Below are 17,332 nucleotides of genomic sequence, written 5' to 3' on the forward strand. Positions count from 1 at the left end.
TGCCCGGGTCTGCGGACCTGGCTCCCGCCGTCCGCAGACCCAAAGCGCCCGGGCTCCCCGGTCATGCTCGGCTCAGCCCGTGCGTGCATCCAGCGCCCGGGCGCGTCGCGGGTTCGGGAGTGTCAGCAGCCGCCCCAGCGCCGCCACCGCGAAGAGGCTCGCCACGATGAAGCCGGCGCCCGCGAACTGGAAGGGCGCGGCGGGCGAGGTGAAATAGGCCATGGTTGGATTGATGAGCAGCGGCGCGACAATGCCGCCCATCCCCTGCGCCATGGCGGCCATGCCCTGCACTTCGCCCTGCGCATCCGCCCCGGCCCGATTGGCGAGGATCGCCATCAGTGCCGGGCCCACCATCGACTGGGGCACAAAGCCGATCATGATGGCGAAGGCCATCCAGCCCTGCGTCACGAAGGCATAAGCTAGGAATGTCGCGATCCCGCCGGTCATGCCGATGATCGCCGCGCCACGCTCGCCGTAGCGCCGCACGAGGCGGCCGGTGAGCACCGTCTGGCTCAGCGCGGTGATGGCGCCGACCGTCGCCAGCGAGGCGCCGATCATTCCGTTCGACCAATCGAAGCGGGCAATGCCGTAATAGGGCCAGGTCAGCGGATAGACCGCCCCGGCGATGTACCACAGAGCGACGATGAGGATCGCCGCGGTCATGCCCGGCATCGCGCGCATCGAGCGCCAGGCGCCCAGCGCATTGGCCCGCCGCCATTCGAAGGGGCGCCGGTTCTCCGGCCGGAGCGTGTCCGGGAAGACGAACACGCCGTAGAGCAGGTTGACGAAGGTCAGCACCGCCGCCGCGATGAACGGCATGCGCTCGCCATATTCGCCCAGCAGCCCGCCGATCGCAGGGCCAACGACGAAGCCGAGGCCGAAGGCGGCGCCGACCAGGCTGAAATTATGCGCGCGGTCCTCCTTTGCGGTCATGTCCGCGATGGCGGCCTGGCAGGTGCCGATCGTGCCGCCGAACATGCCGCCCAGCATCTGCGCGACGAACAGCACCGGCAGGCTCTGCGCCACCGAGAGCAGCAGGAAATTGAGCACCAGACCGGTGAGCGCGATGAGTAGCACCGGCCGCCGCCCGAACCGGTCCGAGAGGTTGCCGATCACGGGCCCCATCAGGAACTGCACGACGGCATAGGAAGCCGTCATCCAGCCGGCGAAGCGGATCGCGGCGCTGATGTCCACATCGCCCACATTCATGATGAGGCGCGGGAGCACCGGCCCGGCCAGGCCATAGCCCATCGCATCGATGAAGATCGTGACGAGCACGAACCAGATGGATTGTCGCTTGCCGCTGGCTGCCATTGACCGTCCGCACCCGGGCATTGCGCCCGTCCCCCGCGGTCGGTCCCCTGCCTGCCCGCACCGGCCATGCCGGGTGAAATGGGCAAAGTCAACTTGAGGGGCGGGGAAGGGCGCGGCAAGGCGACGCGCGGACATTGTGTGCGCTGAAGGGTTTCGGAGGGAAGGGAATTAAGCTGGAGCGGGTGAGGGGAATCGAACCCCCGTCGTCAGCTTGGGAAGCTGCTGCTCTACCATTGAGCTACACCCGCGCTCGGGCTGTCCGGCGCGATTGCCACAGCCATGCGGGCGCGGTCAATGATTTGCTTGTCCTGTAACTGCGTTGCTTGCTCCGCGGGACCGATGCCGCCAAGGTGGGGCGGTCGGGCATGTTTGTCCCCGATTTCCTGCGTCAGGGGATGGGCGGGGGAAATCACGGGCCGCATGTCCATCGCGTGGGTTGGGGGAAATACATGCAGGCGGAAACGCGCGCATTGCTGAAGTCGCTGGGTTGCGAACTGACATATGGGCTCATCGAGCAGACCCAGCAGCGCCTCGCGGCGGCCCTTTCTCCTCCTGAAGAGCAGCCGCTCGTCATTCGCGACTTGCCTTATGGCCCGGATGCCCGCCACCGGCTCGACCTGTTCGCGCGTGCCGGCCTGGAAGGCGCGCCGGTCCTCCTGTTCGTGCATGGCGGCGGCTATGTGATGGGCGACAAGTGCCTGGGCGGCCTGCCTTTCTACGACAATGTCGGGACATGGGCGGCCGCGCGGGGCTGGGTCGGCGCCACGATGAACTATCGCCTCGCGCCGGACAATATGTGGCCTTCCGGCGCCGAGGATGTGGCGCGCGCGGTCGCCTGCCTGCGCGATAAGGTCGCGGAGCATGGCGGCGATCCGCGCCGGATCTTTCTCATGGGGCAGTCGGCCGGGGCGACTCACATCGCGACATATCTTTCCCTGACGGGCGTCCAGCCCGCCAGTGGGCCGGGCGTGGCCGGCGCGATGCTTGTCTCGGGCACTTATGATCCCGCCTTGTCCTCGCCCAATCCCTATCAGCTCGCTTATTATGGCCTGGATATCGAGCGCTACGGCGATTTCTCCACCATCCCCGGCCTGGTGAAGACGACGGTGCCGCTCTGCTTCGCCGTGTCGGAATATGACGCGATCGATTTCCGCCGGCAGGCGGCGCTGATGATCGGCGCGTTCGGCCGGGCGCGGGGCGACATGCCCCGGTTCCACTGGCTGCCCGGGCATAATCATCTCTCGCCGGTCCTCGCCATCGGCACCGCGCATGATGCGCTGGGGCCGCTGGTCTCGGATTTCGTCCGCGCCGTCTCGCCGGGCTGATCGCCGGGGCGCCTTCGCCACTTGCCTCAGGCGGCGCTAATTCTTCATGGCGCCCGACGATCAGGCGTTCGGCCATTGCCAGGCGCGCGCATCCGGTCGATCGTCCACCGGTTTCGTGAAACGAACGAACGGGAGAGGAAGAGTGACCAGAGGAGCCGTGCGCCTGCTCGCCGCCGCGCTGCTGGCGAGCGCACCGGCCGCGCCGCTGCCCGCGCAGACCCGCGCCGAGATCGATGCGCTGGCGCGGGACGTGGACAGGGTCGAGGCGATCCGCGCGATCAAGGATCTGCAGCGGCTCTATGCCCAATATGTCCAGCTCGGCCAGTGGCAGGCGGCGGCCGATCTTTTCTCCGAAAGCGGCCGGCTCGTCCGGGGCACGGACGCGGTGCAGGGCAGGGGGGCGATCCGTGACTGGCTGAAGGCGCGCGGCGGCGGGCAGGATGGGCTTCCGCCGGGCGCGCTCCACACCGAGCTGATCGACGAACCGCTGCTGTCCATGTCGGCGGACGGGCGGACCATCCAGTCGCGCTGGATGAGCCTCTCCCTCACGGGGGATGGCAAGGGCGCGGCACGGCTGGAAAGCGGCGTCTACGAGAATGACTATGTGCGCGAGAACGGGGTCTGGAAGATCGCGCTCGCCCATTATCATCCGCAGTTCGAGGGGGACTACGCGACCGGGTGGACCAACATCGGCGGGGCGGATCTGCCGATCGTCCCCTATCACATCACACCGGAGCAGACCGGCCGGCCCATCCCACCGGCAGCCGGTGCGCCGCCGCGCTCGGGCGAGACGCTGGCGGGACTGGAACGCCGCATCGCCGCACTGAACGACGAGGATGCGGTCCGCAATCTCCAGCACAGCTATGGCTATTATGTCGACCGGCGCATGTGGGACGATGTGGTCGACCTCTTCGCCGAGGGCGGCGTGGTCGAGATCGCCGGGGAAGGGCGCCACGAGGGGAAGGACGGCATTCGCCGCGCCCTGGAACGCATGGGGCCGGCGGGGCTGAGCGCCGGGGAACTCAATGACCGCCCGCTGTTCGGCACGCTCGTCGAGGTCATGCCCGGCGGCACGGAAGCCTATAGCCGCGGCATCGAGCTCGGCATGCTCGGCAGCCAGAGCCGGGATATGGCCGGGTGGTCGATCACCATCTTCCGCAATCGCTTCGTGAAGGAAGATGGCATCTGGAAGCTCCGCGAGCTGCGGCTCTTCCCGCTGATGGCCGCGGATTATGCGCGCGGCTGGGGGGATGGCGGCACGCTCCGCCCCGCAGCCCTGCCGGCCTTCCTCTCGCCGCATCCGGTGACGGGCAAGGCGGTGTCGCTGCCCGGGGCGGCCGCTGCGTCAGGACCGCTCACCGGCGCTGCGCCGGCACCGCAGGCCTTGCCCGCCGGTCCGGGCTCCGCGCGCTATGCGGACGCGAAGCGCCGCCTTTCCCGCTCGCTCGCCTTCGATGCCGCCGAGAACGTCTCCTCGGCTTATGGCTTCTACATCGACGATTTCATGTGGGACGAGATGGGCGCGATCTTCGCGGAGAAAGGCAACAAGCAGTCGCCGTTCGCCGGCTATTATCTGGGGCGGGACAGGATCATGGGCGCGGTCAACGCCACCTGGGGCCCCACGCCGCAGACCCGGCCCGGCATTTCCTATCACTGGCGCACGCAGCCGGTGATCCTCGTCTCGCAGGATGGCCGCTCGGCAAACCTGCGCACCCGCCTGTTCCAGCCGCGCACCGGCAAGGAGGTGAATGGCGGCTTCTACGGCGCGGTCTTCTCGAACGGCATGTATCCCAACGACCAGCTCGTGCTGGAGGGGGATGTGTGGCGGCTGTGGAGCCTCACCATCGACGAGCCCTATTTCTCGATGAAGACCTGGAAGGACGGCTGGAACGGCGTGAAGGCCGGCCCGCCCGGTCGCCGCCCGCCGCCGAGCGCGCTGATCGCCAAATATCCGCCGGACATCCTGCTGACCGAGCTTGGCGAGCGGGAAGCGGGCTTTCGTGGTGGCACCGGCGAGACGATCGAGTGGCCGGGCATCCTGCCGATGTGGTTCAATTACCGCAATCTGGTGAGCGGCCGCACGCCGGAACGCTACTGGCCCGATTGCGTGCCCTGCGGAATGCTCCCTGCCGCGCGCATGACCAGCCATGGCTACCAGATGCCGCCGACCGGCCCCTCCGTCGACGGGGTGGAGGTAAAATAGCACAGGCGCGACACGCCCCGGTCACGAGCGGGCAACTTCTGGTGCCGGTCCAAGCAAGCGGCCGGGCTGGCGCGCGGCGCACACACGGGCCATGGTCCGCATCGAAAACCGGGCCACTTGTCGCGCGCCTCTCGCGGACCGCGCGACGAGTGGCCAGACAGAATAGCCGGAGGGGGCGCACACGATCATGATGACCTGGTACAAGGAGGCCGACAAGAAGACGCGGCGCGTCTTCTGGACGTGCAGTGCCGGCTGGGCCATGGATACGGCGGACGCGCTGGTCTATCAATATATGATCCCGCTGCTCATCGTCGCGCTCGGCATGACGCTGGCGCAGGCGGGCGCCATCGCCAGCGCGAATTATTTCGCCGCCGCGCTCGGCGGCTGGGTCGGCGGCTGGCTGTGCGATCGTTATGGGCGCGCGCGCGTGCTGCGCCTCACGATCCTGTGGTTCTCGGTCTTCTCCTTCGCGTCCGGCTTCGCGCAGACCTATGAGCAACTGCTCGTCATCCGCGTGCTGCAGGGGCTGGGCTTCGGTGCCGAATGGGCGGTGGGCGCAGTGCTGCTGGGCGAGCTGATTTCGCCGAAGCACCGCGGCAAGGCGCTGGGCACGGTGCACAGCGGTGCGGCCATCGGCTCGGGCATTGCCGCCTTGCTCGCCGGGCCGTTCGCGGCGCTGTTCGATCCCGACCTCGGCTGGCGCATCGTCTTCTGGATCGGCATCCTGCCGGCCATGCTCATCTTCTTCGTGCGCAAGGGTTCGGACGATAGCGAGATGTTCCGCCAGGCGGTGCAGAAAGCGAAGGAAAGCGGGCAGACGATGAGCCTCGCCAGCATCTTCCGCCCGAAGGTGCTGCGGATCACGCTGCTGGCCTCGCTGCTCTCGCTCGGCACGCAGGGCGCGGCTTATTCGGTGAGCAATTATCTGACGCCGTTCCTCAGCATGGAGCGGGGCCTGTCCATCTCGATGGCGGGCCTGTGCGTCATGTTCAATTCGCTGGGCGGCTTCTTCGGCTTCCTCACCAATGCCTATCTCAGTGACATGCTCGGGCGCCGGGGCGTGTTCCGCCTGTTCGGCGCGGGCTTCATCATCACCTCGTCCATTTACCTGTTCGCGCCGCTGGGCGGCTCGGTCATCCTGCTCATCCCGACCGGGCTGATCTACGGCTTCTTCCAGTTCGGCATGTATGCCTCGTTCGGACCCTATTTCACCGAGCTGTTCCCCACCGAGCTGCGCGGCTCGGGGCAGGCCTTCGCCTATAATTTCGGCCGGGCGGCAGCGGCGCTGTTCATCATGGCGGTGGCACTGGCCTCGCAGACGATGGTGCTGAGCGCCGCCATGGCCATTTTCGGCATCGTCGGCATTGCCTGTGCGATGACGGCGACTTTCTTCCTGCCCGAGACGGCGGGGCGGCAATTGCACGGGCTGGACGATCTGGATGGAGACGAGGCCGGCGCTCCTGCCGCGCCTCCCGCCGTCGCGAAGAGCTGAGCGGCAGGCCCGTTCGTTGCGGGGCGTCGGGAAGGGAAGGCGCGAAGAAGAAAAGGCAGGAGAGTGACATGAAGCCGATGACTGCCATGCTGCTGGGGCTGGCCCTGCTGGCTGCCCCGCCTTTGCTCCTCGCCGCGCCGCCCGCGCAGGCTGCCGATGTCGCGCACGAGCAGGTCGCGCGCGTCGCCGAGCAGCTGCGGCGCGCCGAGGCGGTGCGGGAGATCAAGCGGCTCCAGCACAGCTATGTCCATTATCTCCAGCTCGGCCTGTGGGACGAGGCAGCGTCGCTCTTCGCGCGGGATGGCGCCCTGGGCGAGGGCCGGGCGCGCGTCATGGGGCCGCAGGCCATCGCCGCGCATCTGCGCAAGACGATCGGCCAGGGGCAGGACGGCATCGCGCAGGGCCGGCTCCATGTGGACATGATCTTCTCGCCGGTGGTGACGCTGTCCGTTGATGGCACGCGTGGCAAGGGCCGCTGGCACAGCCTCGGCATCGATGCGCACTATGGCGAGCGGGCGGACTGGTCCGGCGCGATCCAGGAAAATGTCTATGTGCTGGAGGATGGCAAATGGAAGTTCGCCATGCTCCATCCCTACCCGCTGTTCGCCGGCTCCTATGAGGCGGGCTGGAAGAATGTCGATCCGGTGCTGCGCGCCGTGCCTTTCCATTTCAGCGTGGACAGCCTCGGCATCCCGAGCACGCGCCTGCAGGATGGCTGGACCGCCCCGGCCGGTCCCGCGCCGTCGCTGGCCGATCTGGAGCGGCGCGTGGCGCGGCTCAACGATGCCTCGCAGATCGAAAATCTCCAGAATGCCTATGGCTATTATGTCGACCGGCGGCTGTGGGACGATGTGACCGACCTCTTCGCGCCCGACGGCGTGATGGAAGCGGCGGGGGACCGCGCGCAGGGCCGCAAGGCGATCCGCGCCGCACTGGAGGCGGTCGCGCCGGCGGGCCTGCGGTCCGGCGAGCTCAATGACCGGCTCCAGTTCGACATGGTCATCACCGTCGCGCCCGATGGCGCCAGTGCCACCGCGCGGGGCATCGAGCTGGGGATGGTCGGCAAGGCCAATGCGTGGGGCGCATGGACGCTTGCGACATTCGAGAATCTCTATGTGAAGCGCGATGGCAAGTGGATGCTCGCGCATATGCGGCTCTATCCCCGCGCCCGCACCGATTATGCGCAGGGCTGGGCGAAAAGCGCGATCCCCGATGCGCCATTGGGCCGGGCCGGGCGAGCCGTGCCGGCCCGGCAGGCGGCGCTGCAATATCCCGGCACTGCCTTCCCCGCGCTGAGCTTCGCCAATCCAGTGACGGACAAGGCACCGGCCTATCCGGCCAGCATGACCATCCTGCCCGCGCCAGTCCCCGCCTCGGCCACCGCGCCTGCACCACCGGCGAACCCGTCCGATCCGGCCGCGCGCCTCGCGGAGATCGAGCGCCAGCTCGCCATCGCGTCCGCTTATGACGGCGCGGAGAATGTCTCGACCGCTTACGGCTATTATATCGACGAGTTCCTGTGGCGGCCGATCGGCGACTTGTTCTCGAAGCAGGGCTGGAAGGAGCTTTCCTATGTCGGCACTTATGTCGGCAACGAGCGCGTCTTCCAGTCGCTTGCCCGGCGTTATGGCAATGGCGGGCGCTTCGTGCCCAGCATGGCGATACACCAGAAGATGCAGCCGGTGACCACCGTCGCGGCGGACGGCAAGAGCGCGCGCATCCATCTGCGCCTGTTCCAGCTCGGCACGAGCAACGATCCGGGCGGCGCACAGATCGGCGGGCATTACGAGAATGGCGCGGTGCTGGAGGATGGCCTGTGGAAGATCTCCGCCATGGACCTCGATTATGTCTGGACCGGCGATCTCGCCACCGGCTGGACGAAGGCCGATCCGGCCAGCAATACCCGCTTCGTGCCCGATCCGGACGTGATGAAGGGCTATCCGCCCGATGGCCCGCTGCGGGGACCCTCGACCGCACCCTGGCCGGACCTGCTGCCCGTGGCGCTGCATTTCCGCAATCCGGTGAGCGGCCGCGCCCCGGAACTGCTGTTGCCGCCGCGCCATTTCTGACATGAGGCGGGCAGGGCGCCGCAACGATCCCTGCCTGCTGGGGCAAGTCCGGCGCAGCGCGGCGGACGAGAGAGGGCGCCCAGGCAGGATAGGCAAGGGGAGCCGGACATGAATCCACCCGTGTTTCTGGTGACCGGCGGCAGCCGCGGGATCGGCGCGGCCATCGCGCATGCGGCGGCCGGGGCCGGTTACCGCGTCGTCCTCACTTATGCGAGCAATGCCGCGCAGGCCGAGGAGACCGTGGCGCAGATTATCGCGAAGGGGGGTGACGCGCGCGCCGTCCGTGCCGACACTGCCGATCCCGCCGATGTCGCGGCGCTGTTCGCGGCGGTGGAGGAGGCCGGACCGCTGCGGGTGCTGGTCTATAATGGCGGCATTACCGGCGCGGCCTCGCGCCTTGCCGATGCCGATCCGGAGACGCTCGCGCGCGTCGTCGCGGTCAATCTCACCGGCGCGATGCTCTGCGCGCGTGCGGCCATCCCGTTGATGTCCACCCGCACCGGGGGGCAGGGCGGCGCGATCGTCTTCATGTCGTCGCGCGCCACCGCTTATGGCTCGCCCAACGAATGGGTCTGGTATGCCGCGTCCAAGGGCGGCATCGACAGCCTGACGCTCGGCCTTGCGCGCGAAGTGGGCATCGAGGGCATTCGCGTGAACGCCGTGTCCCCCGGTCCCATCGGCACGGAGATGCTGAGCCCGGAGAAAGTGAAGATGGCGACCTCGCTTTCCCCCGTGGGGCGCATCGGCACGCCGCAGGAAGCCGCCGCCGCCGTCATGTTCCTTGCCTCGGACGAAGCCTCCTTCATCACCGGCGCCAATCTCGCCGTGTCCGGCGGGCGCTAGGACAGCGGATCATTGGCGATCTTCTGTCCGAAGAATCTCGTCGATAAGAACGTTAGGGCCGGAAATTACCTGCCAGTCAGCAATCAAGTCCCGGAACCGCTCGAGAACACGGGGAAGCATGCCGTGACCTGAAGGCTTTCAGGCAGAAAGCCAAAGCTGGCAATTGGTGACAGAAACGGCGTGGAAATGGTCACCTGATGGGAGTTGGCCTGGCCGCGGCAAGACACGCCTGACGTGGGCGCAACCGCGCTGGGTGTAATGGAGATCGCGTAGTCGCTTGCGCGGGCAACGGCAAAGGCGACGCTCTGCGCTTGGTTGGCGCACGCTGTGTCCATTGCCATGCAACGGGCCGTATGAAAGGCCACTTCGGCCAGAGTCTGCCGGATCCAGTAAGCCCGCCCGAACTCGATGAGGCCGACCAGCATGGCAATGAACAGCGGTGCCAGAATCGCAAATTCGAGGATCGAAGCGCCCCGCACGCAACGCATCAGGCGCAGGATGTTCATTGCAACCTCACCGTTGCAGTCTGGGATAGCTGCGAGCCAACGCTTCCTCCTGAAAGCAGCACGGGACTGAAGGACTGGCTGGCAGAGATGGTCAGATAATAGCCGGCGGTGACGCCGGGTGTCATATTTGCTTCGGAGCAGGGGATGCCGCATTGCCGCGCCACCATTTCCCCTTCCGTCGTCAGGCAAGCGCAGGGGCGGTCGACATTCGTGCAGCTCCCCGCAACGCCATTGCAGCTCACGGTGACGGTGAGCTTGCTGTCGTTGGCCAGTGCTTTCACATAATTGCCCAGTTCGGCGAAATTGACATCGTCCCGTTGGTCAAAGGCTTGCAGCGAGGCTGCTGAAACGGCCGACCCCATCTGTGAACGCTTGAAATACATGTCGCCCAGGTCGAATGCCCCGAGTGCGGTGATGAAGAACAGCGTGATCCACAGGGCGAATTCAACCGCGACCCCGCCTTTGTCATCTCGTCGCAAGGCATGAACAAGATTTCGCATATCAGCGCACCAGGCGAATGACGTCACCGCCGCTGCCTCCTCCTCCATAAGCTTCTTCCATCGTCCGGCATGCCGAGCCTGCCGCCGCCCCGCCGGTCGCCGCGATCGTGTTGGCGATCACGGTGAAGCACTGGCCGGCCGAGAGATTGGTGCTGCCGCCGCTCATCGTCAGGTTCGAATTGGGCACGTGCACGGTGCCCACGAAGATGCTCTGTGCACCGGCCGTCCAGCTTGTGTTGGCGCTGGTGAGGGAATGCAGCAGCATCTCGCGGATCTGCCCGCCCGGGACCGAACTGCTCGGCGCGATCAGCTTGGTGCGCGCGCCGCCTGCGAGATTGAGTGTTCCGCTCAGCACGAAGGTCACATCGACCCCGACCATGTCGAAACCGCTCGCAGTGACCCCGTTCAATGTCTGACCCCAGGTGATTCCAGTATGGGGCGAGGTGAACGGCCAGACGGTTCCGCCCGTGCCATTGGTGAAGTTGCCCGCGATGGTGTAGCGGCCGGCATCGAACAGGGCCGAGCCCGCGATCGTCATATTGCCATTGATCAGGTGGTTGGTCGTGGCCGGAAAGCGGATGCGGCTGCCGCCCTGGGTGACGATATGGCCGTTGGCACTGAAAGTCCCGTCGCCCATGAACATCCGGCCGCTGCCCGCCAGGCTGATTGCATTGCCGTTGGCGCGCGGGCCGATCAGCACATTGCCATTGCCGAAGGAAAGCTCTGAATTTCCACCGACATCGATTCCCTCATTGACCTGGAAATTGCCGGTCCCGGCCACCACGAAACTGCCGCCGGAGATGCTCAGGCTGCGGAACATGTGCTGGCCATTTCCCATGCGCAGGCTTGATCCGCCACCGATCGTGATGGTCGCGTTGACGATGACGTCGCCATCGCCCTTGATGTTGGTGCCGCTGAAATTCACTGTCCCGCTGCCGATATGGAGCGTGCCCTTGCCGATCCGGACCCCGCTCGAGCCGCTGTTGAAGCCGCCGTTGACGAACAGGTTCACGTCGCCGAACACGACGCTGCTGCCGCCGTTGGAAAAGCCGTTGTTGATGGTGATGGTGGATCCGGAAGCGAAATTGACAGTGATGCCGCCGGCGACATTGAGCTGGCCGATCGTGTAATTGCCGGCGGGCACATTGTAGGTGCTGCTGCCGGAACCAGCCCGGAAGCCTGCGACATTGGCGGCCGGGGACCAGTTGAAATCCCAGTTGCTGGCGCTTGTGGTCGTCGGGTTCGCAAGGTTCGGAATGGCCGTGAATGTGCCGATCAACGAACGGGCCGAGGCGAGATCGGCGTTGTCGGCCCACGGATCAGCCAGCGCGGTCGACTGGTTCACTCGCTTGTCGGCTGCCGGGACGGCGCTGTTCCAGCTCGGGTTCGAGAAGTCCGTCGCGAAGCGCAAGCTGCTGGCGGTGAGCGTGCCCCAGTCATTGCGGATCTGGCCGGCGCCCGAAATGATATCGCTCGCACGGATCAGGGAACCGGCGTTGTTCACCTGACCGACCGCAGCGACCGAGCAATCCGGTGCGTCGAATGTGCCTCCGCCTGAGGTGCGCAGGGCGTCGTTGCCGCTGCTGAGCGCGAGAAAACAGGGCGGGGCAAAGGGCTGTTCGCCTGAGACGACCGCGACGGCTTCGCTGCCGACGGTGAAGTTCGCAGGGGCGCCAACGATCCGGGCAAGAATGAAAGGCAACTGCTTGGTAACGACGACCTTGACTGCCTGATCGCCCGAATTGGGGAAGTCATGGACCAGTTCGGCATGAACATCGGCATCCTGCAAGCCATTGCCTATGGCCAGATCGCGCGCGATTGCGGTGAGGTTCGCCGCATCGTTGCTGGTCTGATAGGCCAGGGCAGCACCCAGAGCCGCAGAATCCGCCACCCGCTGGGTGACCATGCGTTCATCAAGGCCGCGCCCGAGATCGACGGCAAGGCCCAACCCGCCGACCACGACGGGCAAGCTCAGGCCCGCAATCAGGGCGACACCGCCTGCTGAATCATGACGTAGTTTCGCGCAAATTCGCCCGAGATTTGACCACATCATATCATCAGATGCTCACAGTTGATTTGCAGCGCCAGACACGTCGGCCCCTTGAGGCGCGAGGTTAACTTCGTCGGAGAGGTGACGTTAACCTCGACCGGCCTAAAGAAAGATTAAGCCAAACAGCGGGTTCATCGCCTCGCAACGGATTGCGAGATGGCTCGCGCCCGGAGAATGCCTCTTGCGGATTAAGGATATCGGTTGGCAGCACGTCGACCATCCCGACGGACGCGTCACCTCTCGCCGGGGATCAAACCGGCTTGCCGCTTCGGTCAAGCCCGCCGCTCTGGTCTCCCGCTAAGGCAGGGCGCATATTGCCTCAGGAATCAGGGACGGAGCCTCATGTCCGCAGCCAACACCATGTACACGTCCGACGATCCGCGCTCGAAGCTGACCAGCGGCAGCGCGGTGTCGGGCGGCGCGCCAGTCGCGACGGGCTTCGGGCCCTCGCATTATGTCATGTTCGGCTCGACGCCGCCGCAGATCGATGACGAGACCGGCCAGACATGGTTCGGGCGCGGCCAGAATTTCGTCGTCGCCTATACCCGCGCGAAGCCCGGTGCCGTGTTCGAGCGCAAGGGGCAGGCGGACGAATATGTCCTGCTGATCGAAGACCGGGACGTGCCGGCGGTCATCACAGCCAATGGCCAGGTCGAGCAGGTGCCGGGCTATGCCATCGTCATCGTGCCGCCCGGCAAGAGCAGCATCGCCTTGCCGGAGGGCGGCGAGATCGTGCGGCTCTTCTCGCGCGAGAATGGCGATGTCGCGGCGCTTGCGGCCAATGCCGCGGGCTATGCCGTGCAGCAGCCCAATATCCCCGCCTACCAGACATGGCCGGAGCCGCCGGGCGGCTACAGGATCCGCCCCTACAGCCTGGATGTTCCCGCGCAGCCGGGGCGCTTCGGGCGCATCTGGCGCTGCACCACTTTCATGGTCAATGTGTTCGAGCCGGACGGGCCGCGCGACACCACGAAGCTCTCGCCGCATTTCCATGACGATTTCGAGCAATGCTCGCTGGCGCTCGGCGGCTCCTATGTCCACCATCTGCGCTGGCCGTGGACCGCCAATCAGGCGGAGTGGCGCGATGACGAGCATATGGTCTGCCCCGCGCCCTCCATCGCGGTGATCCCGCCCAAGTCGATCCACACCTCGGCCTCCATCGCGCCGCAGGACAACCGGCTGGTCGACGTGTTCGCGCCGCCCCGGCGGGATTTCTCCCAGATGGAGGGCTGGGTGCTGAACGCGGACGATTATCCGATGCCCGAGGCATGAGCGCGTCCCCTCCCGAGAGGCCGCAGCAGCGTTTTCGCCGCCGCCTCGTGGGCGGGGAGGGGCTGCTCGGCACATTCCTCAAGACGCCCACCGCCCATGCCACCGAGATCCTCGCGGACGCGGGCTTCGATTTCGTGGTGGTGGATGCCGAGCATGCGCCGTTCAGCCGCGCGGATATCGATCTCATGATGCTGGCCGCTCGCGCCGGCCAGATCGCCAGCGTGGTGCGCGTGCCTTCGGCGGCGCCCGAGCACATCCTGACCGCGCTCGATGCCGGTGCGGCGGGCGTGCTGGTGCCGCACGTCTCCTCGGCTGCGATCGCCCGCGCCGTAGTGGATGCGGCCTGCTTCGCCGGCGGGCACCGCGGCTTCTCGAACAGTCCGCGCGCGGGCAGCTATGGGCGGCTCGGCTTCCGCGACTATATGGAGACGTGCGACAGCAGCACGTCGGTCATCGCCATGATCGAGGATATCGATGCGCTTGACCATCTGGACGAGATCTTCAGCGTGGCCGGGCTTACGGCCGCTTTCATTGGCCGGGGGGATCTATCGGCCGCGATCGGCGCCGAGACGACCGGGGACGCGCGCATCGAGGAGATTGTCGGCCGCATTGCCGCCGCCGCGGCGCGGCACGGCATGCCGCTCATTGCCCATATCGGCGCCACGGATGATGCCGAAATCGCGAGCCTGCGCGCGGGCCGGCGTCGCGAACTTCCTCGTCGCGTCCGATCAGGGCCTCATGCGGCAGGCGGCCCTGCGCATGCGCGCGGCCTTCTAGGACAGACGGTCTGGATGGATCGTGGCCACCCCGCTCCACGCGCGCCCTCCGACATGACCATTCCACCGCGCCGCTTTGCGCAACCTTGGCTACCGGAACGGACAAGTCGCACGGCGGGGCGTGCCGCTACAGCGTCTCCCGGTCAGGTGGAAACAACGGACGGCGCGGAAATGCGGTAAGGCGGAAGCATCGAAGGCCGGCTCTGAGTCGCGGAGCCGGGCCAGTTTCGCAACCGCCCCGATGTCCCGGGGCCTCGCCGTTTCCGGTTTGCGTGGGTCGCCAGACCCGGGCGGGCCGGCAGCCGTAGCCAACATCACGGAGCTTTTCGTGGATCAAAGTCAGCGCAACGCCGTCATCGCCTACAAGCCTCTTCTCCGCGCCGCCGCTTATGTCGATGGCCAATGGGTGGACGGCGCGGCCGGCCGGACGATCGAGGTCACCGATCCGTTCACCGGCGGCCTCATCACCACCATTCCCGCGCTCGAGCAGGCGCAGGTGCAGGCAGCGATCGATGCCGCCGCGCGCGCTTTCCCGGCATGGGCGCGCACCCCGGCGCGCGAGCGCGGCAAGATCCTGCGCCGGCTGCTGGATCTCATCATGGCCCATCGCGACGATCTCGCGCGGCTTATCACGCTGGAAAATGGCAAGCCGCTCAAGGAAGCTTATGGCGAGGTCGACTATGGCGCCGGCTTCGTTGAGGTCTATGCCGAGGAAGCGCCGCGTGCGCTGGGCGAGATCATTCCCGCGCCGGTGCCGGGGCGCAAGCTCTATGCCGAGCGCGAGCCGGTCGGCGTCAGCGTGGCGATCACGCCCTGGAACTTCCCGCTGGCGATGCTGACGCGCAAGTTCGCGCCCGCGCTCGCGGCGGGCTGCACGATGGTCGCCAAGCCCGCCAGCCAGACGCCGCTTGCCGCGCTCGCGCTGGCCCAGCTCGCCGAGGAAGCGGGCGTGCCGCCGGGCGTGTTCAGCGTCGTCACCGGCAGCGCGGGCATGATCGGGGACCTGTTCACGTCATCGCCCATCGTGCGCAAGCTGAGCTTCACGGGGTCGACCGAAGTCGGCGTGAAGCTGATGGCGGCCTGCGCACCCACGGTGAAGCGGCTCTCCATGGAGCTGGGCGGCAACGCGCCGATGCTGATCTTCGACGATGCCGATCTCGCCACCGCCGTCGACGCGGCGATGATCGCCAAGTTCCGTAATTGCGGCCAGAGCTGCATCGCGGCCAACCGCATCTATGTGCAGAGGGGCATTTACGACGCGTTCGTGGAGAGCTTCGCGCAGCGCGTGGCCGCCATGAAGCTGGGCGACGGGCTGGAGGAGGATACGGACATCGGTCCGCTGATCGACGCGCCGGCCGTCGCCAAGGTCAACGAACATCTCGAGGATGCGCTTTCCGGCGGGGGGCGGCTGCTGGTTGGCGGCAAGGGCGAGGGGCGGATGCAGCCCCCGACGCTGGTGGTCGATGTCGCGCCCGGCGCTCTGCTTACGCGCGAGGAGACATTCGGCCCGCTGGCCGGCCTCGTCGCCTTCGATGCCTATGAGGATGCGATCCGCCTCGCAAATGATACGCCGTTCGGGCTCGCTTCCTATGTCTGCTCCACCAGCCCCACGACCATCGCGCATGCCGGCCGCGATATCGAAAGCGGGATGGTCGGCGTGAACACCGGCCTCATCTCGACGCCTTATGCACCGTTCGGCGGCGTCAAGCTGTCGGGCATCGGCAAGGAAGGCTCTTCGCATGGCCTGGATGAGTATCTGAACATCAAATATGTCTGCCACGCCGGACTTTGAGGCATGATTTCAATATCATGCTGAAACGGGTTCCGGGTGGCCATGTCAGCCGTGGAAGGGAAGGGGACTGAAATGCGCCGCTCGAAGAAAGTCATCCTGACCTGCGCGCCCACGGGCTCGATCCACACGCCGTCCATGTCGCCGCATCTCCCGGTCACGGCGGACCAGATCGCCCATGCGGCGATCGAGGCGGCGGAGGCGGGTGCGACGGTGCTTCACCTCCACGCCCGCAACGAGGCGGACGGTAGCCCGAGCCCGCGCGCGGAGGATTTCGCCCGCTTCCTGCCGCGCATCCGGCAAGCGACGGACGCGGTCATCAACATCTCCACCGGCGGCAGTGCCACCATGAGCCTCGATGACCGGCTGGAAGGCGCGAAGGCATTCCAGCCGGAAGTCTGCTCGCTCAACATGGGCCCGCTGATCTTCGATTTCAGCGCCGCCGGCGCGCGCGTGGATGCCTGGCAACATGGCTGGGAACAGCCTTATGTCGAGGGCTCGCGCGGCCGGATCATGTATAATGACAATGCCTATATCGAGCGGATCATGGTCGAGGTCGGGCAGGCATTCGGTACGAAGTTCGAGTTCGAATGCTATGATATCGGCCATCTCTACACGCTCGCCCATTTCGTGGATCGCAAGCTGGTCGAGCCGCCCTTCTTCATCCAGGGCGTGTTCGGCATTCTCGGCGGCATCGGCGCGGAGCCGGCCAATCTCGCACATATGGTGGCAACGGCCGACCGGCTGTTCGGCGAGGATTACATGTTCTCCGCCTTCGCTGCCGGGCGCAACCAGATGAATTTCGGCACGCTTTCCGTGCTGAACGGCGGCCATGCCCGCGTCGGGCTGGAGGACAGCCTCTATATCGGACGCGGCGAGCTGGCGCGGTCCAATGCCGATCAGGTACGCAAGCTGCGCGGCGTGATCGAGACGCTGGGCTACGAGATCGCCACCCCGGCCGAGGCGCGCGCCATGCTCGGCCTCAAGGGCGGCGACCGCGTCGGCTTCTGAGCCAGCTCGCCGGTCCTGCGCCAAACCCTCGCGCGGCTCTTGATCCAGCCGGACTGTTGACGGGACTGATCTGGAAATAGGGGCCTTTCCCGGTCGCTGCGGCGTGACAAGGCCGCCGCGCTGCCCTTATGCTGCGCCTCATTCATCCTCATAGCCCGGCCATCTGCAACCGGACCGGGCAC

13 protein-coding genes and 1 tRNA gene are annotated in these 17,332 nt (G+C 66.6%); 9 read left to right on the top strand and 5 right to left on the bottom strand.

Going from position 1 to position 17,332, the window contains the following annotated elements:
• Positions 1-72: 72 nt before the first annotated feature.
• Both HNP60_RS05580 and HNP60_RS05585 read right to left on the bottom strand, forming a co-directional pair.
• The gene (locus HNP60_RS05580) at positions 73-1,314 is read right to left on the bottom strand and encodes an MFS transporter (RefSeq protein WP_184151208.1); all 1,242 of its coding nucleotides are present in this window, start codon (positions 1,312-1,314) and stop codon (positions 73-75) included.
• 174 nt (positions 1,315-1,488) lie between these two features.
• Positions 1,489-1,562, bottom strand: a tRNA-Gly gene (locus HNP60_RS05585).
• 117 nt (positions 1,563-1,679) lie between these two features.
• Here HNP60_RS05585 and HNP60_RS05590 point away from each other — a divergent pair.
• The 5 genes from HNP60_RS05590 to HNP60_RS05610 all read left to right on the top strand — a co-directional run bounded on the left by HNP60_RS05590 (position 1,680) and on the right by HNP60_RS05610 (position 9,246).
• Positions 1,680-2,639 carry an alpha/beta hydrolase gene (locus HNP60_RS05590; protein WP_184151211.1) on the top strand — a complete coding sequence of 320 codons (960 nt, stop codon included), beginning with the start codon at positions 1,680-1,682 and terminating at the stop codon, positions 2,637-2,639.
• 142 nt (positions 2,640-2,781) lie between these two features.
• Positions 2,782-4,842: a nuclear transport factor 2 family protein gene (locus tag HNP60_RS05595; RefSeq protein WP_338056692.1), complete on the top strand. Its 2,061-nt coding sequence runs from the start codon at positions 2,782-2,784 to the stop codon at positions 4,840-4,842.
• A gap of 187 nt (positions 4,843-5,029) precedes the next feature.
• Entirely contained in the window at positions 5,030-6,334 is a 1,305-nt protein-coding gene (locus tag HNP60_RS05600) for an MFS transporter (RefSeq protein ID WP_014075537.1), read from the top strand.
• Between the two features lie 68 nt (positions 6,335-6,402).
• On the top strand, positions 6,403-8,403 hold the full coding sequence (locus HNP60_RS05605; RefSeq protein ID WP_184151217.1) for a nuclear transport factor 2 family protein: 2,001 nt from the start codon (positions 6,403-6,405) through the stop codon (positions 8,401-8,403).
• A 108-nt stretch (positions 8,404-8,511) separates the two neighbouring features.
• On the top strand, positions 8,512-9,246 hold the full coding sequence (locus HNP60_RS05610) for an SDR family oxidoreductase (RefSeq protein ID WP_184151220.1): 735 nt from the start codon (positions 8,512-8,514) through the stop codon (positions 9,244-9,246).
• An 83-nt stretch (positions 9,247-9,329) separates the two neighbouring features.
• Here HNP60_RS05610 and HNP60_RS05615 read toward each other — a convergent pair whose 3' ends face one another.
• The 3 genes from HNP60_RS05615 to HNP60_RS05625 are packed head-to-tail and all read right to left on the bottom strand — an operon-like array spanning position 9,330 to position 12,305.
• On the bottom strand, positions 9,330-9,752 hold the full coding sequence (locus HNP60_RS05615; protein WP_184151223.1) for a TadE/TadG family type IV pilus assembly protein: 423 nt from the start codon (positions 9,750-9,752) through the stop codon (positions 9,330-9,332).
• Complete coding sequence (locus tag HNP60_RS05620; RefSeq protein ID WP_184151225.1) at positions 9,749-10,252, bottom strand: TadE/TadG family type IV pilus assembly protein; 504 nt, start codon at positions 10,250-10,252, stop codon at positions 9,749-9,751. The genes HNP60_RS05615 and HNP60_RS05620 overlap by 4 nt, the downstream gene beginning before the upstream one ends.
• Position 10,253: 1 nt before the next feature.
• Complete coding sequence (locus HNP60_RS05625) at positions 10,254-12,305, bottom strand: Tad domain-containing protein (protein ID WP_184151228.1); 2,052 nt, start codon at positions 12,303-12,305, stop codon at positions 10,254-10,256.
• Positions 12,306-12,644: 339 nt separating this feature from the next.
• Here HNP60_RS05625 and HNP60_RS05630 point away from each other — a divergent pair, with 339 nt between their 5' ends.
• The 4 genes from HNP60_RS05630 (at position 12,645) to kce (ending at position 17,150) form a co-directional block, all read left to right on the top strand.
• The gene (locus HNP60_RS05630; RefSeq protein ID WP_184151231.1) at positions 12,645-13,574 is read left to right on the top strand and encodes a cupin domain-containing protein; all 930 of its coding nucleotides are present in this window, start codon (positions 12,645-12,647) and stop codon (positions 13,572-13,574) included.
• Positions 13,571-14,530, top strand: a complete 960-nt coding sequence (locus HNP60_RS05635) for an HpcH/HpaI aldolase family protein (RefSeq protein WP_260394707.1) — start codon at positions 13,571-13,573, stop codon at positions 14,528-14,530. Before HNP60_RS05630 ends, HNP60_RS05635 begins: the two co-directional genes overlap by 4 nt.
• Before the next feature lie 148 nt (positions 14,531-14,678).
• Positions 14,679-16,142, top strand: a complete 1,464-nt coding sequence (locus HNP60_RS05640; protein WP_184151234.1) for an aldehyde dehydrogenase family protein — start codon at positions 14,679-14,681, stop codon at positions 16,140-16,142.
• Positions 16,143-16,214: 72 nt separating this feature from the next.
• Complete coding sequence (gene kce / locus HNP60_RS05645; RefSeq protein WP_184151237.1) at positions 16,215-17,150, top strand: 3,5-dioxohexanoate:acetyl-CoA acetone transferase; 936 nt, start codon at positions 16,215-16,217, stop codon at positions 17,148-17,150.
• Positions 17,151-17,332: the final 182 nt, after the last annotated feature.

Origin of the sequence: Sphingobium lignivorans (assembly GCF_014203955.1) — a bacterium.
Taxonomy (GTDB): Bacteria; Pseudomonadota; Alphaproteobacteria; order Sphingomonadales; family Sphingomonadaceae; genus Sphingobium; species Sphingobium lignivorans.